Source organism: Dietzia sp. HMSC21D01, from assembly GCF_001815995.1.
GTDB lineage: Bacteria > Actinomycetota > Actinomycetes > Mycobacteriales > Mycobacteriaceae > Dietzia > Dietzia cinnamea.
On the sequence record NZ_KV823963.1, the window covers coordinates 1 to 19,364 of the forward strand.

The window sequence follows — 19,364 nt, forward strand, 5'->3', positions numbered from 1 at the left end:
TCGCCGCGGCGGGCGTCATGCAGCCGGCCCGCGCCGATCTCGACTACCCGGCGGGCCTGTCGCGCGTCACCGTGCCGGCGCTGGCGGTGGTGATCGCCGACGACCCGCTCGCCCCCGCGAGTGCCGCACGCAACCTCCTGGCCATGCTGCCCTCCGCGCGCACGACCCTCGAGCTCGAACCCGAGGCGCTGGGGCACAACTCGTGGGCGCGCCGACCCGCCGAGGTGGTCGCCCGGGTGCTCGCGTGGACGGACCGGGAGGTCGTCAGGCCCGAGCGGGACGACGACGAGGTAGTCGACGCCTGAAGAACTCGTACGTGAGGACCGCTTTCCGCGCCTCCTGCGTGTTGTCGGCGGCGCCGGCGTGGCCGCCCTCGACGTTCTCGTAATAGGCGACCTCGTGACCCGCGGCCTCCAGGGCGGCGGTCATCTTCCGCGCGTGGCCCGGGTGCACGCGGTCATCCCGTGTCGAGGTGGTCATGAGCACGGGCGGGTAACGGACCTCCGAGGCGGGCCGGATGTTCTGGTAGGGGGAGTACGCGCCGAGGAAATCGTCCCAGTCGGACGAGTCCGGGTCGCCGTACTCGGCCATCCACGACGCGCCGGCCAACAGTAGGTGGTAACGCTTCATGTCCAGCAGCGGTACAGCGATCGCCAGCGCTCCGAAGAGTTCCGGGTAGCGGGTGAGCATGACGCCCATGAGCAGCCCGCCGTTGGATCCGCCGGTCGCGCCCAGCTGGTCGCGGGTGGTCACCCCCGTATCGACGAGGGCGCGCGCCACGGCCGCGAAGTCCTCGTAGGCGCGCGGCCGCTTCTCGCGCAGGGCGGCCCGGTGCCACGACGGCCCGTACTCGCCGCCGCCGCGGATCCCCGCCACGACGTAGACTCCGCCCTCCTCGAGCCACAGCGCGCCGCGCAGGGCCGCGTACGCGGGCCGCATCGACACCTCGAAGCCTCCGTAGCCGTACAGGATGGTTGGTCGGGGGCCGTCCGGGCCGGGCCCGCGCATGACGGTGTACGGGACCTCGGTGCCGTCGTCGCTCACGGCGGTGTGGCGGGTGACCTCGATGCCGGCCGTGTCGAACCGGTGCGGGGTCGCGCCGAGGGTGGTGGTGCTGCCGTCGGCGCGCAGGAGCACCAGCGACGGTGGCACGACCGGCCCGGAGACCGCGAGCACGGCGTCGTCGGGGTGCGGCCGCTCGCCGTCGGACCGCCCTCCTCCCGCCGGCCCGGAATCCTCCTGCTCGCCGTCCCGCATCCCGGACAGCCGGTCGCAGGACAGCACGTCGATCGACACGTGCTCGGGCAGGCCCTCCACCGGCCGCGGCGTCCAGTCGCCGTCGACGGAATCGGGGATGGTGTAGGCCTCGATCCGCGACTCGGTGTCGTCGAGGACCGTCAGCAGGATCCGGCCGCGGCCCCAGGTGATGTCCTCGACGGTCGTGGACGGGGTGGGGGAGAACAGGACGACCGGCTCGGGCAGGCGCTCGGGGTCGGCGTCCACGACGGACCACGGCACCACGAGCACCGACCCGCCGGGATGGGTCCGGCCCGCGATCTCGAGATCGGTCCGGGGCCTCAGGAGGAGCCAGTCGCCGCACGAGGTGACGTCGCAGTCCTCGGGCACGGGCACGGCGCGCGGCCCGGTCGCGGTGGGGTCGGTCCCGGGCGTCCAGAAGACCTCCTGCGAGGTGTGGAAGTCCGGTGCGCGGCTGGCGAGGAACCGGCCCGTCGTCGGGTCGTGCGAGGCCCCCACCGCCACGTCGTCCGTCCGTCCCTCGAAGATCACGGGCGCCTGCGCGGGATCGGTACCGCGCCGCCACAGTCGCACGACGCGCGCGTACCCCGAGTCGGTGGCGTCGGATCCCTCCGGGGCGAGCGGCGCGGCGAGGAGCACGGTGTCGCGGTCGACCCACGACACCGAGCACTTGGCCTCGGTCAGCCGGAAGCCGTCCTCCGAGGCGGGGACGAAGCGTCGCGCGAGGAGGTCGAACTCGCGGATCTCGACGGCGTCCGCGCCGCCGCGGGACAACCGCAGCAGTGCGCGGTCGTCGGCGGGCCGGCGGACGACCGTCCCCGAGTACACCCAGTTGACGCCTTCCTCGTCGGCGAGCGCGTCGACGTCGACGAGCGTCTCCCACGCCGGGTGGTCGACACCTGGCGCGCCCTCTGCGAGGACCGACCACGGCACGCGGCGCCACAGTCCGCGTCGGTGGTCGCCGTCCTTCCACAGCGTGTAGGCGTGGGGGCCGCGCAGGACGGGCCAGGCGATACGGTCCGTGGCGTCGAGGATCTCCAGCGCCCGGGTGTAGGAGGCCTCGGCGTGCTCGCCGGTCGCGAGATCGGCCACCGTCCGGTCGCTGCGCATCCGCACCCACTCCAGGGCGTGGGGCGCGTCCACGTCCTCCAGGTGGAGGTACGGATCTGAGCTCGGGGAAACCGTCATGACCTCGATGATGCCGTGGTCGTGTCGGAGTGACCGAGCCGACATGTCGGATGGGGGTCCAGATCTTCACAGACTCTTGTTATGAGGCTGCGCCGTCAGTAGCATCATCCCCACGTTCGGGTCGTCTGACCCGGCCATTCTCGGGGATCCGGGAATGCACCCTCGATAAACGGAGACACATAATGGGTTCCCTCAAGCTCGGATCGGTCACGGAGTCCCTCGGCGGAGGCACCGGCAGCTCCACCGAGACCATCACCGATCAGATCGCCGAGACCGTCGGCGACCTGGTCGCCACCGCGCTCCGGCAGGTCCTGGGCAACCTGTCCTGACGGTGCCCGCAGACATCCCGACGCCGCCCCTTCCACCCGGAGGGGGCGGCGTCGGGCATTTCGGGTGCGATCGGGGGCGGCTCGGGGTGCCTGCGACACGCGTTGCGCATAGTCTGTGTGTCGTGGCTGACACTCATTTCGACCTGATCGTCCTCGGCGCGGGCCCCGGTGGCTACGTCGCCGCAATCCGTGCCTCGCAGCTCGGCCTCAAGGTGGCCGTCGTCGAGGAGAAGTACTGGGGCGGTGTGTGCCTCAACGTGGGTTGTATCCCCTCAAAGGCACTGCTGCGTAATGCGGAGCTGGCCAACACGGTTCAGCGTGACGGCAAGCTGTTCGGTATCTCCGGCGACGTCTCCTTCGACTTCGGCGCCGCCTACGACCGCAGCCGCAAGGTCTCGGACGGCATCGTCAAGGGCGTCCACTTCCTCATGAAGAAGAACAAGATCACCGAGATCAACGGCTACGGGACGTTCACCGACGCCAAGACGATCGAGGTCGACGGCACGGAGTACACGTTCGACAACTGCATCATCGCCACCGGCTCCGTGGTCAAGACCCTCCCGGGCATCGAGCTGAGCGAGAACGTGGTCAGCTACGAGGAGCAGATCCTCTCCCGCGAGCTGCCCGACTCGATCGTCGTGGTGGGCGCGGGCGCGATCGGCATGGAGTTCGCGTACGTGATGAACGCCTACGGCGTCGAGGTCACGATCGTCGAGTTCATGGACCGCCTGCTGCCGAACGAGGACGAGGAGGTCTCCAAGGAGATCGCCAAGCACTACAAGAAGCTCGGCATCAAGCTCCTCACCGGGCACAAGACCACCAAGATCACCGACAACGGTGACTCGGTGGACGTGGAGATCGAGAAGAAGGACGGCGGGGAGACCCAGACGGTCACCGTGGACAAGGTCCTCATGGCCGTCGGCTTCGGTCCCCGCGTCGAGGGCTTCGGCCTGGAGAACGCCGGCGTCGAGCTCACCGACCGCGGCGCGATCGACATCGACGACCACATGCGCACCAACGTCGACGGCATCTACGCCATCGGCGACGTCACCGGCAAGCTGCAGCTCGCCCACGTGGCCGAGGCGCAGGGCGTCGTGGCCGCCGAGACCATGGCCGGCGCCGAGACCCAGACCCTGGGCGACTACCGTATGATGCCGCGCGCCACGTTCTGCCAGCCGCAGGTCGCGTCCTTCGGGCTCACCGAGGCCCAGGCGAGGGACGAGGGCTACGACGTCAAGGTGGCCAAGTTCCCGTACTCCGCCAACGGCAAGGCGCAGGGCCTCGGCCATGCGGTCGGCTTCGTGAAGATCGTCGCCGACGCCACCCACGGAGAGCTGATCGGCGGCCACCTCATCGGTCCCGATGTCTCCGAGCTCCTGCCCGAGCTGACCCTCGCGCAGATGTGGGACCTCACCGCCGCCGACGTCGCCCGCAACGTGCACACGCACCCGACGCTGTCCGAGGCCATGAAGGAGGCCGTCGAGGGCATCGCCGGCCACATGATCAACCTCTGACGGTCCGCCCGTCGCTCCGCCCCGCTGCTCGCCGGTTCGTCCGGCCGGGCGGCGGGGCGGAGTGCCTTCCGGCGTGTGCCCGGCGCGGGGTCCAACCCGTCCACAGCTGACGGAACGATCGGGCCCCGGCCGACGAAAAGACCGTTCCGCACGGACCCACTCGGGCGACGTGTGCGAAACGGTCTTCTCGATGGCGCGGACCCGCCGGCCGCGGGGTCACTCGGCGTTGACGAGCTTCTCCATCTGCGCCGTGTAGATCGCGTCGAGGGCGCCGGCGGCGGTCGGCAGGACCGGGTCGGCCGCGGGATCGTCGCCGCGGGCCGCGTACTCCACGCTCACCGTGGTGTCGCGGGCGTACCCGTGGATCGCGATGGCCCGGCTCAGGGTCTTCGTGCCGTCCGGCTGCGTGGTGATGAAGTCGCTGGTGACGCGGAAGCCCTCGGCGCCCGCGATCTCCGGCGCGTCCTGCACCGACATGACGAGCTCGACGTCGGGGTTCGAGGTGCTGCGCGCGGTGTCGCACGCCTCGTAGAGGGAGCGGTCCATGAAGTCGTCGAGCCGGCCGCTCACCATGCCGATGCCGAACCGGTGCTCCGTCTCGTCCGTCTCGGACTGCTTGTAGCGCACCGCCGCGGTCACGCCGTCCGTGGTGGCGTGGTTGGAGACGGTCTCGAGGCGCGAGACCTTGTCGCAGGCCGGGTCGTCCATGAGCTGGCGCTGCTGGTCGGCGACGAGCTTGTCGACGGCCTCTTGGAGCATCGGCCGGTCGAGCACCTGGACGATGCCACCCCCCGGGGCCTCGCCCTCGGCCAGCACGAGCTCCTCGACGGGCGCCTGCGGGGCCGAGTCGTCGACCGTCGGCGAGGCCGGCGCCGAGGTCGACGTGTCGCCCGACTGCTCGGCCTCGGTGCCGGAGTCGTCCGACGAACAGGCCGTGAGAGCTGCCGCGGTGACCAGCGCGAGGCCGGCGGCCGCGACGCGGCGGGTGGTGCGGGTGCGGAGGCGCATCTCTCTCCTTTGTTTTCGGTTACCCACATAGTGCCACCGTCGTACCGCTATCTGTGCATCGTGCCCCGCGTGCGGCGCGCTGCGGAAAAGCCCGCGGGCACGGCCGTGGAACGCCGGAAACATCAAAAGCGACCGCGGGGGCCCGAAGTCGGGGGCAGTGACCGCGCGGGTGGAAGCGGTGTAACGGGCCCGGTGTGACTACCCTTGGGGCCGCGCACGGGCGGAGCCTCTCGGCGCCGACGACCCCCTGATATAGGACAACGATATGGACCATGACGGTGTGGACGCCGTGCTCTTCGACCTCGACGGGGTGATCACCCCGACGGCGGAGAAGCACATGGAGGCGTGGAACCGGATGTTCAGCGCGTACTTCGACGCCCGCGGGATCGACCCGTACTCGGACGAGGACTACTTCCGGTACATCGACGGCAAGCCGCGCGTCGAGGGCATCGCGTCGATGCTCGCCGCGCGGGGCCTCACCCTGCCCGAGGGGAGCGACGACGACGAGGCCGGGCCGGACGCGGACACGATCCACGGACTCGGTACGCGCAAGAACGTGATCTTCCGTGAGCTGCTCGACGAGGGGATCGAGGCCTACCCCGGCTCGGTCGCCTACCTCGACGCGCTCGACGCCGCCGGCATCGCCTCGTGCGTCGTCTCGAGCTCGAAGAACGCGGAGGCCGTGCTCACCGCGGCCGGGCTGCGGGACCGGTTCGACGTGATCGTGGACGGCCTGGTCGCCGCGGCCGAGGGCATCCCCGGTAAGCCGAAGCCCGACACGTACCTGCGGGGTGCCGAGCTGCTCGGCGTCCCCGCGGAGCGCTGCGTCGTGATCGAGGACGCCGTCTCGGGGGTGCAGGCCGGTGCTGCCGGCGGGTTCGCGCGGGTGGTCGGCGTGGACCGGGGGGCCGGGCGCGAGACCCTGCTCGCGGAGGGTGCCGACCTCGTCGTCGTCGACCTGGCCGAGCTCATCCCCGGACTCCAGGAGGCCCGCCGGTGACACGTGTCCCTATCTCCCGTGGCCCGGTGCACGACACCGTCGGCCAGTCGGTGCCCGGCAACATCCGCACCACCTACGGTGTGAACCTCCGCAGCCACCTCGAGGTGCCGGAGATCAACCGGTCCACCCACCCCGCCGACCCGTGGCGCTGGGTCGAGACCAGCCCCAAGGCCTCGCCGCGGGGCGTGTCCGAGACCCAGTTCGCGGTGGCCAACGGGTACCTCGGCATGCGCGGCAACCCCGAGGAGGGGCGCGACTCCGCCCAGCACGGCACGTTCGTCAACGGCTTCCACGAGACGTGGCACATCCAGCACGCCGAGGACGCGTACGGCCTCGCGCGCGAGGGCCAGACGATGATCCAGGCCCCCGACACCAAGACGATCCGCGTCTACGTCGACGACGAGCCCCTGCGGCTGGGCGTGGCCGACCTCGAGCACTACGAGCGAAGCATCGACTTCCGCGACGGGATCCTGCGCCGCGAACTCGTGTGGCGCACGCCGGCCGGCAAAAAGGTCGTCATCCGCTCCAGCCGGATGGTGTCCATGGTGGAGAAGCACCTCGCCGTGATGACCTACGAGATCGAGCTGCCGGACGAGCCCGCGCCCGTGGTGATCTCCTCGCAGGTCCTCAACCGTCAGGACGGCGAGGACGAGTACGGCTCCGCCGACGACGTCCCCGACGAGGGCTTCGACCCGCGCCGCGCCGAGGGACTGGACCACCGCGTCCTCGAGTCCCAGCTCTGCGAGGGCCAGCGCGGTTACCAGGTGCACGGCTACCGCTGCGCCCACTCCGGAATGACCATCGCCGTGGCCGTCGACCACCTCCTCGAGACCGAGGACGACGTGGCCATGAGCCACGAGATCGACGACGACTCGTCGAAGGTCGTCTACCACGCGCACGTCACGCCGGGGCGCGTGCTCAAGCTGACCAAGCTCGCCGCGTACCACACGTCCGAGGTCGTGCCCGCGGGCGAACTCGCCGACCGGTGCTCACGCACCCTCGGCCGGGCCCGCGAGCGCGGCGTGGACGACCTGCACCGCACCCAGCGGGACTGGTACGACCACTTCTGGGATCGTGCCGACGTCGAGGTGGAGGGCCCCGCGGAGACGCAGCAGGCCATCCGGTTCAACCTCTTCCAGCTGGCCCAGGCCTCGGCACGGGCCGAGTACAACGGCATCGCCGCCAAGGGCGTCACCGGTAGTGGCTACTCCGGCCACTACTTCTGGGACACCGAGACGTACGTCCTGCCGTTCCTGACGTACACCATGCCGCGGTTCGCCCGGAACGCCCTCCGCTTCCGCTACAACATGCTCGACAAGGCGCGGAACCGGGCCAAGTACCTCTCCGTCAAGGGCGCCCTCTACCCCTGGCGGACCATCAACGGTGAGGAGGCGTCGGCCTACTACGAGGCCGGCACCGCCCAGTACCACATCAACGCCGACATCGCGCACGCCATGGTCAAGTACATGTGGGCCACCGAGGACCAGGACTTCATGATCCGCGAGGGCGTGGACGTGCTGGTCGAGACCGCGCGGATGTGGGTCTCGCTCGGTTTCTTCGACGGCGACGGCATGTTCCACATCCACGGCGTGACCGGGCCGGACGAGTACACGACCGTCGTGGACAACAACCTGTTCACCAACGCCATGGCCCGGTTCAACCTCGTGGCCGCCGCGATCGCCTGCAAGCGGATCTCGCAATTGGGTGACGGCCAGTGGGAGGCTGTCTGCCGGCGGCTCAAGCTGCGCGACGACGAGACCAGCGAATGGCGGCGTGCCGCCGAGAACATGGTGATCGCGTTCGACGAGGATCTGAAGGTCCATCCTCAGGACCAGGACTTCCTCGCGAAGGAGGTCTGGGACCAGGACCTCGAGGATCCCCGCCGGCCACTGCTCCTGCACTTCCACCCGCTGGTGATCTACCGGCACCAGGTCCTCAAGCAGGCGGACGTGGTGCTGGCGATGTTCCTGCGCGGAGACGAGTTCACCGAGGAGGAGAAGCGGGCGAACTTCGAGTACTACGACCCGTTGACCACCGGCGACTCGACACTGTCCGCCGTGGTCCAGTCGATCATCGCCGCCGAGATCGGCTACTGCGACGAGGCGTTCGAGCACTTCCAGAAGGCCCTGGTTGTGGACCTGGCGGACGTGCACGGCAACGCGTCCGACGGAATCCACGTGGCCTCCACCGGCGGTGTCTGGTCGGCGCTGGTCAGCGGCTTCGGCGGCATGCGCGACTACCGGGGCGAGATCTCGTTCGACCCGCGGGTGCCCGCGCAGTGGGGGTCGCTGACGTTCCGGATGACGGTGCGGGGCACGCACGTGCGGGTCCGCTGCGACCACCACGAGCTCACGATCGCGAACCTCAACGGCGCCGACTTCGAGTGCACGGTGCAGGGCCGCGATGTGCACGTGCCGGCGGGGCAGACGGTGACGGTCGGCCTCGACGACCGGGCCCGCGTCTGCCTGTCCTGCCCGGAAACGGTCTGACCCGCGGCTCGCCTGGGCGGCCCGCCCGTCCCGACCCGGCCCGACCCGGTCGGATTCGTCGCCCGGACGGTGGGCCCGAGCTGCGTCGGCGGCGGATCTGTTGGTCGGCTGCGTCCGAGGCGGGGCTGGTCGGATGGGCCTCGGGCTTGAATCGGCGTGGTCGGCTCGCCGGCTCAGCTCGCGATTTGAGGCCCCGCCGCACGCTGCCTATCGGATCGCGCTACACCTAAGGGATCCGATGGGCGTTGCGCGAGCGTATGGGCGGCGTGGGATCAGATGGGTGAGGCGGGCCCGATCGGTGAATCCGCTGCCGGGGCGGGTCGGTCGCTGCGGGGCCGGCGATCCGGAGCGCGGCGCGCGATCTGCCCCTCGGATCTCGTTTCGCTCGTCGCATTGCGATTCGCTCGCGGAGTTCCTGGGGCAGATCGATTTCGGAGGAGCGAGGTGTAATCCGCGGGGCGGATCGTGGAGGCGGGGCGGTGTCAGCGGGGGCGGTCCGGCTGGATCCGCAGCGCCCGCAGGGAGGTGGCCAGGCCGTCGTATTGCGCGACCAACTGCACCAACGCGACCAGCTCACCCGGGTTCAGGTACTCGGCGAGCGCGGCCCACGTCTCGTCGGACACGTCCTTCGTCCGCACCAGCTCGTCGACAGCCATGAGCAGCACCTCCAGCCGGTCCGGCCAACCCGCGGAGGCGGGATCGCGGGTGGTGCGGGCGATCTCGTCGTCGTCCAGTCCCACCCGCGCGCCGATGCGCTCGTGGTGCGCCCGCTCGTACACGCTGCCCCGCAGGTGGGCCACGCGCAGGATCACGAGTTCGGTGGTGCGGCGGTCGAGGATCCCGAACGGCATCATCATCCCCGAGTAGGCGAGCCAGGCGGGGAAGAGGCGGCGGGCGCGGCCGAGGGTGGCGAACAGGTGGACGTCGCGTGAGCCGGTGACGCGCGCGCCGATGCGGTTGACCGCCCAGCCGAACGGGCCGAGCTCGCGGAACCCGCCGGGACGGATGCGGGGGACCTGCGCGGCGGTGCCGTCGTGGCTGTCGCTGCTCTCGTGGGGCTGGCTCATGGCCGTCAGGGTAGGTCAGGCGCGGACCCGGCGGAGGCGGGTTCGCCGAGGAGGTACGGCGAGAGCGACGAGCGGTGGGCGTCCACGCGCAGCTCGTGATTGAGCGGCGGGAACGCGCGCTGCGGGCAGGCGGGGCGGTCGCACATACGGCAGCCGGAGCCGATCTTGGTGGCGGCGTCGACGTCGTCGAGGTCCAGACCCTGCGCGTACACGGTCCGGTGGGCGTGGCGGGCCTCGCAGCCCAGCCCGATCGCGAACGTCTTGCGCGGCTGCCCGAAGCGCATGGGCCGGGTCGTCACGGTGCGCGAGACCCACAGGTGCAGCCGGCCGTCGGGCATCTGTGCGACCTGCCGCATGATCTTGCCGGGAAACGAGAACGACTCGTAGATGTTCCACAGCGGGCACGTGCCACCGGAGGTCGTGAAGTGGAACCCGGTCGCGGACTGCCGCTTGGACATGTTGCCGGCGCGGTCGACGCGCACGAAGCTGAACGGCACCCCGGCCGCCCCGGGCCGCTGCAGTGTGGACAGGCGGTGGCACACGGTCTCGTAGCCGGTGGCGTGGAAGGCCATGAGCCGCTCGACGTCGTAGCGGAAGTCCTCGGCGGTGTCGAGGAACCGCTGGTAGGGCATGAGGACGGCGGCGGCGAAGTAGCTGGCCAGTCCGCGAAGGGCGAGCGCGACGGCGGCAGGGGAGGTGAAGGCCCCCTCCTCGACGAGGCTGTCGAGCAGGTCGCGGTGTTCGAGGAACGCGAGCTCGGAGGCCACGCGGAACGCCTGCTGACCGGGCGTGAGGTGCGCGGACAGGTCGAGGCGGCGATCCTCGGCGGAGAACACGTGCCAGAGGCCGTCGGGCAGGTCGACGCGGCGGGAGATGCGCACGCCGTGGGCCTCGGCGAGGCGGTTCTCGAGCTCGACGCGCACGTCGCCGCGGTTGAGCCGGATGCGGGTGGTGAGGTCCTCGGCGGCGGTGTCGAGGGAGTCGATGTAGTTCTGCCGTTGGTAGAAGTAGTCGCGCACCTCCTCGTGCGGCATGGACAGCACGGATCGGTCGACCGTGGACTCGGGCACGTTACGGGTCTCGGTGAGCGCGGCGAGCAGGTCGGCGGAGTTGCGGTAGCGCTGGTGCAGGAGCATGAAGGCGCGGGCGAGCGCGGGGTGCGCCCGGACGAGGTCGACGACCTCGTCGGCGGGGACCTCGGCGGACAACTGGGTGTCGGTGAGGGCCTCGGTCACCGCGGCGATGAGCCGGGTGTCCGAGTCGGAGGCGAAGAACGTGGAGTCGACGCCGTAGACCTCGGAGATCTTGACCAGGACCCGGGAGGTGACGGGGCGGGTGTCCTTCTCGAGTTGATTGAGGTACGACGACGACAAGCCGAGCGATTGCGCGAACGCCGCCTGGGTCAGGCCGTTCTCCTCGCGCAGTCGACGCAGTCGCGCCCCCATATGTGAGGCCGTCATCGGCTTCCCCCTCTCCGTCCGTGGCGCACCACACAATCTTCGCAAACTTTGCAAAGAAGGCAAAGAAACTCGCCACATTCGCACTTGCCGCAGGTAGACGCGCCGTAGCGAGTGTGGCATTGTGTCTGTCGTAAGGGGCCGTAACTCGCAAGAGTGCGAATACGGACCCGTCCCCGAGACAGAAAAGAGTCGCGATGTCGAACGTCGGCAAGGCACGTACCGCTGAAGAGATCCAGAAGGACTGGGACACCAACCCCCGCTGGAAGGGCATCACCCGCAACTACACGGCCGAGCAGGTCGCGGAGCTGCAGGGCACCGTCGTCGAGGACCACACCCTCGCCCGCCGCGGCGCGGAGATCCTCTGGGACAAGGTCAACAACAAGGACTTCGTCAACTCCCTCGGTGCCCTGACGGGCAACCAGGCCGTGCAGCAGATCCGCGCCGGCCTCGAGGCCGTCTACCTCTCCGGCTGGCAGGTCGCCGCCGACGCCAACCTCTCGGGCCACACCTACCCGGACCAGTCGCTGTACCCGGCCAACTCGGTGCCGACCGTCGTGCGTCGCATCAACAACGCCCTGCTGCGCGCCGACGAGATCGCCCGCATCGAGGGCGACACCTCGGTGGAGAACTGGCTCGCCCCGATCGTGGCCGACGCCGAGGCCGGCTTCGGTGGCGCCCTGAACGCCTACGAGCTGCAGAAGTCCATGATCAACGCCGGTGCCGCCGGTGTGCACTGGGAGGACCAGCTGGCCTCCGAGAAGAAGTGCGGCCACCTCGGTGGCAAGGTGCTCATCCCGACCAACCAGCACATCCGCACCCTGACCTCGGCCCGCCTCGCCTCGGACGTCGCCAACGTGCCGTCCGTGATCATCGCGCGCACCGACGCCGAGGCCGCCACCCTGATCACCTCGGACGTCGACGAGCGCGACCGTCCGTTCATCACCGGTGAGCGCACCGCCGAGGGCTTCTACCACGTCAAGAACGGCATCGAGCCGTGCATCGAGCGCGCGAAGGCCTACGCCCCGTTCGCCGACATGATCTGGATGGAGACCGGCACCCCGGATCTCGAGTACGCCAAGAAGTTCGCCGAGGGCGTCAAGGCCGAGTTCCCGGACCAGCTCCTGGCCTACAACTGCTCGCCCTCCTTCAACTGGAAGGCGAACCTGGACGACGAGACCATCGCCAAGTTCCAGAAGGAGCTCGGCGCGATGGGCTTCAAGTTCCAGTTCATCACCCTGGCCGGCTTCCACTCGCTCAACTACGGCATGTTCGACCTGGCCTACGGCTACGCCCGCAACCAGATGAGCGCGTTCGTCGAGCTGCAGGAGCGCGAGTTCAAGGCCGCCGAGGAGCGTGGCTTCACCGCGGTCAAGCACCAGCGCGAGGTCGGCGCCGGCTACTTCGACCTCATCGCCACCACGGTCGACCCCAACACGTCCACCGCGGCGCTGAAGGGCTCCACCGAGGAGGGCCAGTTCCACTGAGATAGTGGACCTGACCGGTGAACCGATCCGATCGACGGTCGGCTCGCCGACATGAGGTGACAACCGGGGGCCGTGGCCGTCTCGACGAGGCGGCCCGGCCCCCGGTCGTCTCTCCGCTCACCCCGCCGCGGACCGGCGAACGGGCCGGCGCGCCCCCTCACGACCCTCCTCCCGAAGGACCCAGGACGCCATGAGCAGCAGCCGCGACGCCGCGACGGACGCGGGACGGATCACCCGCGTCGGCGTGGTGGGGGCCGGGCAGATGGGCTCCGGCATCGCCGAGGTCTGCGCGCGTGCCCACGTGGACGTCCTCGTGTGGGAGTCCACCCGAGAGCTCACCACCGCCGGCCGCTCCCGGATCCTGCAGTCCCTCGACCGTGGGGTGTCCTCGGGCAAGATCACCGAGCGCGAACGCGAACAGGCCGCCCTGCGCCTGCGCCTCACCACCGACCCGGGCGACTTCTGTGACCGCCAGCTCGTGATCGAGGCGGTCGCCGAGGACGAGGCCGCCAAGTCGGCCGTCTTCCGGCAGCTCGACGAGATCGTCACCGACCCGGGAGCCGTGTTGGCCACCAACACCTCCGCTGTCCCGGTCGCCACCCTCGCCGGGTGCACGGCCCGTCCGGAGCGCGTGCTCGGCATGCACTTCTTCAACCCCGTCCCCGTGCTCCCGCTGGTCGAGCTGGTGAGCACCCCCGAGACCGGCGCCGCCGTCCGCGACCGCGCCGAGACGTTCGCCGAACAGGTCCTCGGCAAGCAGGTCGTGCACTCCGCCGACCGCGCCGGCGCCGTGGTCAACGCCCTGCTCGTGCCGTACCTGCTCTCCGCCATCCGAATGGCGGAGTCCGGCCACGCCACCGCCGAGGACATCGACCGCGCCATGGTCCTCGGCTGCGCGCACCCCATGGGCCCGCTCGCGCTGGCCGATCACGTGGGGCTGGACACGGTCAAGGTGATAGCCGAGGCGATGCACGCCGAATTCGGCGAGCCGCTGTACGCGCCGCCCCCGCTGCTCGTGCACATGGTCGAGTCGGGCCGGCTGGGCCGGAAGACGGGTCAGGGCTTCCACAGCTATCCCGTGCCCCGGGCGATGGCCCGGGCCACGCGCTGAGATGACCTCGTCGTCGTCGCCCCCGCCGGCCCGGTCCCCCTCGGCGGTGGCCCCGTCGCCGCCGCACCTCGAGCCCACACGCGCCTCGTCGGTCCTGGGCTACCCGCGTATCGGGCCGCGCCGCGAGCTCAAGCGCGCGCTCGAACGGTACTGGCACGGCGACGGCACGCGCACCGAGCTGCTCGCCACCGGCCGTCGCCTCCGCGAGGCCACCTGGCACGACCTGGTCGCCAAGGGCCTCACGCAGATCCCCGGCAACACCTTCAGCTTCTACGACCACATCCTCGACGACGCCCTGCTCGTCGGCGCGATCCCCGCCCGCTTCCGCGAACTCACCCGCGACCTCACACCCGTCGACACGGTCTTCGCCCTCGCCCGCGGCCGCGCCGACGTCCCCCCGCTGGAACTGGTCCCGCTGCAGGGGACCTCCTACCTGTACCGCCAGCCCGAGTTCGACGAGGCCTCCGAGCTGGGGCTGCGGCCGGGCGAGCTGCTCGCCGAGGTCGCCCGCGCGCGGGAGCTGGGGCTCGAGATCCGGCCTGTCGTGACCGGCCCGGTCTCACTGCTGCTGCTCGGTAAGACCTCGCCCGAGGCCGCGCCCGGGTTCACGCCGCTCGACCTGCTGGACCGGATGCTCCAACAGTACGAGGCGCTGCTCGGCGTGCTGGCCGAGGCGGGCGTGACGTGCGTGCAGTTCGACGAGCCCTGCATGACCATGGAGCGTGCGCCGGACGAGATCGACCGGCTACGCGGGGCCTATGACCGGCTCGCCGCGGTGCCGGCGAGACCGCGGATCCTCGTCACCGGCGAGTACGGCGACCTGGGGGACGCGCTGCCCGCGCTCGCGGCCACGGGGATCGAGGCGATCGGCTTGGACCTGGTCCACGGGCGGCGGACGGCCGCCGAGCTCGCCGCCGTGCCGGGCCTGGCCGCCAAGCGCCTCTACGCCGGCGTCGTGGACGGTCAGAACGTGTGGCGCACGGACAAGTTCGCGACGCTCGACTACCTGCGCGAGCTGCGGGCCGTGTTCGCCGACGTGGTGGTGTCGACCTCGTGCACGCTGCTGCACGTGCCGTACGACGTGCACGCCGAGACCGACCTGCCGCCCGAGCTCGTGGACTCGCTGGCCTTCGCCGAACAGAAGGTCGCCGAGGTGGTGTCGCTGGCGCACGCGCTCGAGGACGGCCCCACGCCGCGCTGGCGTCCGCTGCCCGTGCCGCCCAGTGCGCGCCGCGAGGATGTGCGCGCGAGGACCGCCCGGGTCGACGACGACGACAAGGTTCGGGTTCCCTACGCCGATCGGGCCCCCCGGCAGGCCGGCAGGCTGGGTCTGCCGACGCTCCCGACCGCCACCCTCGGCTCGTTCCCGCAGACAGTGCAGATCCGGCGGGCCCGCCGCGACCTGGCGGAGGGGCGGATCGACTACGCCCGGTACTGCGACTACCTCCGCGCGGAGATCGCCGCGGTGATCCGGCTGCAGGAGGACATCGGGCTGGACGTGCTCGTCCACGGCGAGGTCGAGCGCAACGACATGGTGCAGTACTTCGCCGAACTGCTCGACGGGTTCGCCGCCACCCGCAACGGCTGGGTGCAGTCGTACGGTTCGCGCTGCGTGCGGCCGCCCATCCTCTACGGGGACGTAGCGCGGCCCGCCCCGATGACCGTCGAGTGGACGGGCTACGCGCAGTCCCTGACGGACCGGCCGGTCAAGGGGATGATCACCGGGCCCGTGACGATGCTCGCGCGGTCGTTCTGCCGCACCGACCTCGCGCTGCCCGAGGTCGCCACCCAGCTCGCGCTGGCGGTGCGCGACGAGGTGGCCGACCTCGAGGCGGCCGGCACCGCCATCATCCAGATCGACGAGCCGGCCATCCGCGAACTGCTGCCGCGGCGCGGTGCCGACCGACGCGCCTACCTCGACTGGGCGGTGGGCACCTTCCGCCTCGCCTCCGCCGGCGCGCGACCCGACACGCAGATCCACACCCACATGACGTACTCGTCGCTGCAGGTGATGACCGAGGCGATCGAGGAGCTCGACGCCGACGTCACCAACATCGTGGCCACCCGCTCGATCGAGTGGGTGCTGGACGCCCTGACCGACCACACCCTGACCCGACAGGTCGCGCCCGGCGTGTACGAGTCGCGCTCGGGGTTCGTGCCGGACATCGACCTGCTGCACGAGCGGCTGCTGCGCGCGGTGGACGCCGTGGGGGTGGAGAGGCTGTGGGCGGTGCCCGACGGCGGGCTCAAGAGCCGCTACACGTGGCAGTTGGAGCCCAGCCTGCGGAACCTGGTGACCGCCGCCCGTCGGATCCGACGGGCGGTTGCCCGGCAGGGGCCGGGGTCTAATAAGATCGGGGCAGAGCAAGTCCCGGGACGCGAGCCCGGGATCGGTAGTTGACGAAAGAGGACGACATCATGGCCGGTCAGACGCTCGAGCACACTGGTGCCGCCATCGTCGAGGAGTACTACCCCGAGTACGCGACGAAGGTCGCGCCCACCTACCCGCTGTACTCGACCGAGATCTACGTCGGGTCCGCGATCATCCTGCTGAGCATGAGCATGCTGGGTCTGCCCATCACCGCCATCGGCTACTACACGCAGGACGCCGGCGTCTCGCTCGGCATGGCGGTCGCCGCGGTCGTGGCCACCACCGTCGTGTTCCTCATCGGCCTGTTCGTGTGCATGTACGGCTTCCGTAAGCACGGCCGCGAGGACTCCCACTGACGCTCGACCCGGTGGTCGCCGCCGGGGGACCCGCGCTCAAGGCGGGTGACCCGGCGACCGACGCCGAGCGGAGGTCCGCCCTCCGTCGCATGAAAATGGTCGCGACGGGGTTCCTCGTCGTGGCCGGGGTGATCTACCTCGTCGCCGAATACGCACTGCACAACGGCGCTCCCTCCTGGGTGGGTTACTTCCGCGCCGCCGCCGAGGCCGGGATGGTCGGCGGCCTGGCCGACTGGTTCGCCGTCACCGCCCTGTTCCGCCACCCCCTGGGCATCCCCATCCCACACACGGCACTCATCCGCCGCAAGAAGGACCAGCTGGGCACCTCGCTCGGCGGGTTCGTGGGGGAGAACTTCCTCGACCCCGAGATGGTCAGCGAGAAGGTCCGCGGTGCCCGCATCCCCGAGCGCGCCGGCGAGTGGCTCGCCGAGACCGACAACCGCGCACTGGCCTCCGACCAGGCCGCCAAGGCCATCCGCTCCGTCCTGGCGGTGCTGCGCGACGAGGACGCGGTCGCGATCATCGAACGCACCATCGTGGCCCGGATCGCCGAGCCCGAGTGGGGTCCGCCCGCCGGCCGCATCCTCGCCGAACTCCTCGACGAGGGCCGCCACCTGCCGTTGCTCGACCTCATGGCCGACCGGGCCCACGAATGGGTCGAGGCGCACCCCGAGACGATCGACCGCTGGGTCCGCGAGAAGGCGCCCACCTGGGCCCCCCAGTTCGTCAACGAACTGCTCTCCGACCGCGCCTACCGCGAGCTGCGCGAGTGGACGTGGCAGATCAAGGTCGACAAGCAGCACGCCGTGCGCCTGGCGCTGATCGGGTTCGTCGAGGACTTCGCCCGCGACCTGCAGCACGACCCGTCCACCATGGCCAAGCTCGAGTCGTTCAAGCACGAGGTCATGAACCGCGAGGAGGTGCGCCGCGCCGCTGGGTCGGCGTGGTCGGCCGCCAAGCGGATGATCGTCGAGGCCACCGAGGACACCTCCTCGACGTTGCGGGTCAAGATCGACGACCTCCTGCGCCGCCTCGCCGAGATGCTCGTCGGTGACGAGAAGATGCGCTCGCGGCTCGACGACTACATGACCCGCACGGCGCGCTACGTCGCGGAGAACTACGCCGGCGAGGTCACCTCGATCATCTCCGACACCGTCGAACGCTGGGACGCCGACGAGGCCTCCGACAAGATCGAGCTGCTCGCCGGCAAGGACCTGCAGTTCATCCGCATCAACGGCACGGTCGTGGGGGCCCTGGCCGGGCTCGCGATCCACGCGGCCACCGAGCTGCTCTTCTGATCTCCCGGCGGCCCGCCCGCCCCGTCGTGTGACCCATCCCACAGGATCGTCGTACACATAGCGCTTGCTGGAGTTAGCACTCGTTGCTAGCGTTGGGGACAGCCGAGGAGAGACGAACGGTCTGGCCGCAACGGCGGAGGGAGGTGACTCCATGGCCGCACACGATGGTGCTGAACGCGGCGGACCCGCGCACGACGTCACGGGATCCGGCGTACCGGCAGACGAGCCGACAGCAGCAACCCTCGCCCGCCGTAACAAGCCGACGGGTGAGGTGCCGCGCCACACGGATGTCACCGCGCTCGTCGACGGTGACCGGCGTTCGTCCGAATCGCAGGACCTCGGGTCGTTCATCCGCGCCCAGCGGGAGGCCGCCCAGGTGTCCATCCGGCAGCTCGCGGAGCGTGCCGGCGTCTCCAACCCGTATCTGAGCCAGATCGAACGCGGGCTGCGCAAGCCGTCCGCCGAGGTCCTGGGTCAGATCGCCCGAGGTCTGAGGCTGTCCGCGGAGGTGCTCTACGCCCGCGCCGGGATCCTCGAACTCAAGCAGGGGAGCCCGGTGAGGGACGCGATCCTCACCGCCCCGGACCTCACAGAGCGACAAAGGGAGGTGCTCGTGGAGATCTACGAGTCGTTCCTGGCGAACAATGCGACCGCAGCCGACCAGGTCGTCGACGTCCCCTGATCCGGGACCTGCCGACGGCGGCCCGCCGGGCCACGTGACACCGCAGATGAGAACACCGCACGACACGAACGAGGAGTCGACATGAGCAAGAAGACCACCGGCAAGAAGTCCACGTCCAAGGCCGAAGAGACCGGCGCCGACGCCTCCCGGGAACCCGCCGTCGGCGGCCCGCTCGGCCAGGCGATCGCCGCCGTGCGGACGCCGGTCTACGCCTACGTCGGGGCCAACGACCTCGCGATCCAGGCGGTCTCCGGGCTCGTGAACGACCTGCGCCGCCGCGCCGAGGACGCCGTCTCCGACGCGCAGTCCAAGGTCACCGAGCGCGTCTCCGACGTCCAGAACCGCATCACCGAGCGCGTGACCGGTGCCCAGGAGCGCGTCAGCGAGGTGCCCGAGCGCGTCCAGTCGCTGCCCGCGGAGGTCGAGGAGCTCGTCAACCGCTTCCGCCCCGAGGAGCTGCGCAAGATCGCCGACGCGTATGTGCAGGTGGCCGCCGGCATCTACGGCGGACTCGCCGCCCGCGGCGAGGACGTCGTGAGCCGACTCCGTGAGGAGAACCCGCAGCTCGAGGCCGGACTCGCCCGCGTCAACGAGCAGGTCGCCCGCGCCGCCGGAGCGGTCGAGGAGCAGCGCGAGCTGGGCGAGGAGGCCCTCGGCACGGTCGCGCGCCAGACCCGGTCGATCGGCGTGAAGGCCGCCGGACGCGTCTCCAAGGCCGCCCGCCAGGCCGCCGAGTCCGCCGGTGACGCC

General features: G+C 70.6%; 15 protein-coding genes and 1 pseudogene. 12 read left to right on the forward strand and 4 right to left on the reverse strand.

What is annotated here, in order from left to right:
• On the forward strand, positions 1 to 305 hold a 305-nt coding region (locus HMPREF3086_RS10955; RefSeq protein WP_371441666.1), incomplete at its 5' end, for an alpha/beta fold hydrolase.
• On the opposite strand, the gene HMPREF3086_RS10960 is transcribed toward HMPREF3086_RS10955, so the two are convergent.
• Complete coding sequence (locus tag HMPREF3086_RS10960; protein ID WP_070721870.1) at positions 265 to 2,445, reverse strand: prolyl oligopeptidase family serine peptidase; 2,181 nt, start codon at positions 2,443 to 2,445, stop codon at positions 265 to 267. The genes HMPREF3086_RS10955 and HMPREF3086_RS10960 overlap by 41 nt on opposite strands.
• A 182-nt stretch (positions 2,446 to 2,627) precedes the next feature.
• Here HMPREF3086_RS10960 and HMPREF3086_RS18985 point away from each other — a divergent pair, with 182 nt between their 5' ends.
• Positions 2,628 to 2,774 (forward strand): hypothetical protein, encoded by a 147-nt coding sequence (locus HMPREF3086_RS18985; RefSeq protein ID WP_165001061.1) that lies wholly within the window; start codon positions 2,628 to 2,630, stop codon positions 2,772 to 2,774.
• Positions 2,775 to 2,896: 122 nt separating this feature from the next.
• Complete coding sequence (gene lpdA / locus HMPREF3086_RS10965) at positions 2,897 to 4,288, forward strand: dihydrolipoyl dehydrogenase (protein WP_061227954.1); 1,392 nt, start codon at positions 2,897 to 2,899, stop codon at positions 4,286 to 4,288.
• A gap of 216 nt (positions 4,289 to 4,504) precedes the next feature.
• Here lpdA and HMPREF3086_RS10970 read toward each other — a convergent pair whose 3' ends face one another.
• Entirely contained in the window at positions 4,505 to 5,296 is a 792-nt protein-coding gene (locus HMPREF3086_RS10970) for a hypothetical protein (protein WP_070721855.1), read from the reverse strand.
• A 265-nt stretch (positions 5,297 to 5,561) separates the two neighbouring features.
• Between HMPREF3086_RS10970 and HMPREF3086_RS10975 the strand changes: the two genes are divergently transcribed.
• Positions 5,562 to 6,296 carry an HAD family hydrolase gene (locus HMPREF3086_RS10975; RefSeq protein ID WP_070721858.1) on the forward strand — a complete coding sequence of 245 codons (735 nt, stop codon included), beginning with the start codon at positions 5,562 to 5,564 and terminating at the stop codon, positions 6,294 to 6,296.
• A complete protein-coding gene (locus HMPREF3086_RS10980) occupies positions 6,293 to 8,785 on the forward strand; it encodes a glycoside hydrolase family 65 protein (protein ID WP_070721859.1) in 2,493 nt (830 codons plus the stop codon). Before HMPREF3086_RS10975 ends, HMPREF3086_RS10980 begins: the two co-directional genes overlap by 4 nt.
• Before the next feature lie 482 nt (positions 8,786 to 9,267).
• On the opposite strand, the gene HMPREF3086_RS10985 is transcribed toward HMPREF3086_RS10980, so the two are convergent.
• Both HMPREF3086_RS10985 and ramB read right to left on the reverse strand, forming a co-directional pair.
• Positions 9,268 to 9,852: a carboxymuconolactone decarboxylase family protein gene (locus tag HMPREF3086_RS10985; RefSeq protein WP_070721861.1), complete on the reverse strand. Its 585-nt coding sequence runs from the start codon at positions 9,850 to 9,852 to the stop codon at positions 9,268 to 9,270.
• A gap of 5 nt (positions 9,853 to 9,857) precedes the next feature.
• Positions 9,858 to 11,312: an acetate metabolism transcriptional regulator RamB gene (gene ramB / locus HMPREF3086_RS10990; protein WP_061915343.1), complete on the reverse strand. Its 1,455-nt coding sequence runs from the start codon at positions 11,310 to 11,312 to the stop codon at positions 9,858 to 9,860.
• A 194-nt stretch (positions 11,313 to 11,506) separates the two neighbouring features.
• Here ramB and aceA point away from each other — a divergent pair, with 194 nt between their 5' ends.
• The 7 genes and pseudogenes from aceA to HMPREF3086_RS11025 form a co-directional block, all read left to right on the forward strand.
• Positions 11,507 to 12,796: an isocitrate lyase gene (gene aceA / locus HMPREF3086_RS10995; protein ID WP_070721863.1), complete on the forward strand. Its 1,290-nt coding sequence runs from the start codon at positions 11,507 to 11,509 to the stop codon at positions 12,794 to 12,796.
• 190 nt (positions 12,797 to 12,986) lie between these two features.
• On the forward strand, positions 12,987 to 13,907 hold the full coding sequence (locus HMPREF3086_RS11000) for a 3-hydroxybutyryl-CoA dehydrogenase (protein ID WP_070721864.1): 921 nt from the start codon (positions 12,987 to 12,989) through the stop codon (positions 13,905 to 13,907).
• A 1-nt stretch (position 13,908) separates the two neighbouring features.
• Positions 13,909 to 16,308: a 5-methyltetrahydropteroyltriglutamate--homocysteine S-methyltransferase gene (gene metE, locus HMPREF3086_RS11005; RefSeq protein ID WP_070721866.1), complete on the forward strand. Its 2,400-nt coding sequence runs from the start codon at positions 13,909 to 13,911 to the stop codon at positions 16,306 to 16,308.
• A 17-nt stretch (positions 16,309 to 16,325) separates the two neighbouring features.
• Positions 16,326 to 16,634, forward strand: coding sequence for a hypothetical protein (locus HMPREF3086_RS11010; protein ID WP_061227963.1), 309 nt, complete (start codon positions 16,326 to 16,328; stop codon positions 16,632 to 16,634).
• 11 nt (positions 16,635 to 16,645) lie between these two features.
• Complete coding sequence (locus HMPREF3086_RS11015) at positions 16,646 to 17,932, forward strand: DUF445 domain-containing protein (RefSeq protein WP_174705755.1); 1,287 nt, start codon at positions 16,646 to 16,648, stop codon at positions 17,930 to 17,932.
• 151 nt (positions 17,933 to 18,083) lie between these two features.
• Positions 18,084 to 18,614 carry a helix-turn-helix domain-containing protein gene (locus tag HMPREF3086_RS11020; protein WP_305790936.1) on the forward strand — a complete coding sequence of 177 codons (531 nt, stop codon included), beginning with the start codon at positions 18,084 to 18,086 and terminating at the stop codon, positions 18,612 to 18,614.
• An 81-nt stretch (positions 18,615 to 18,695) separates the two neighbouring features.
• Positions 18,696 to 19,364, forward strand: a pseudogene (locus HMPREF3086_RS11025) (hypothetical protein); the annotation flags it as partial.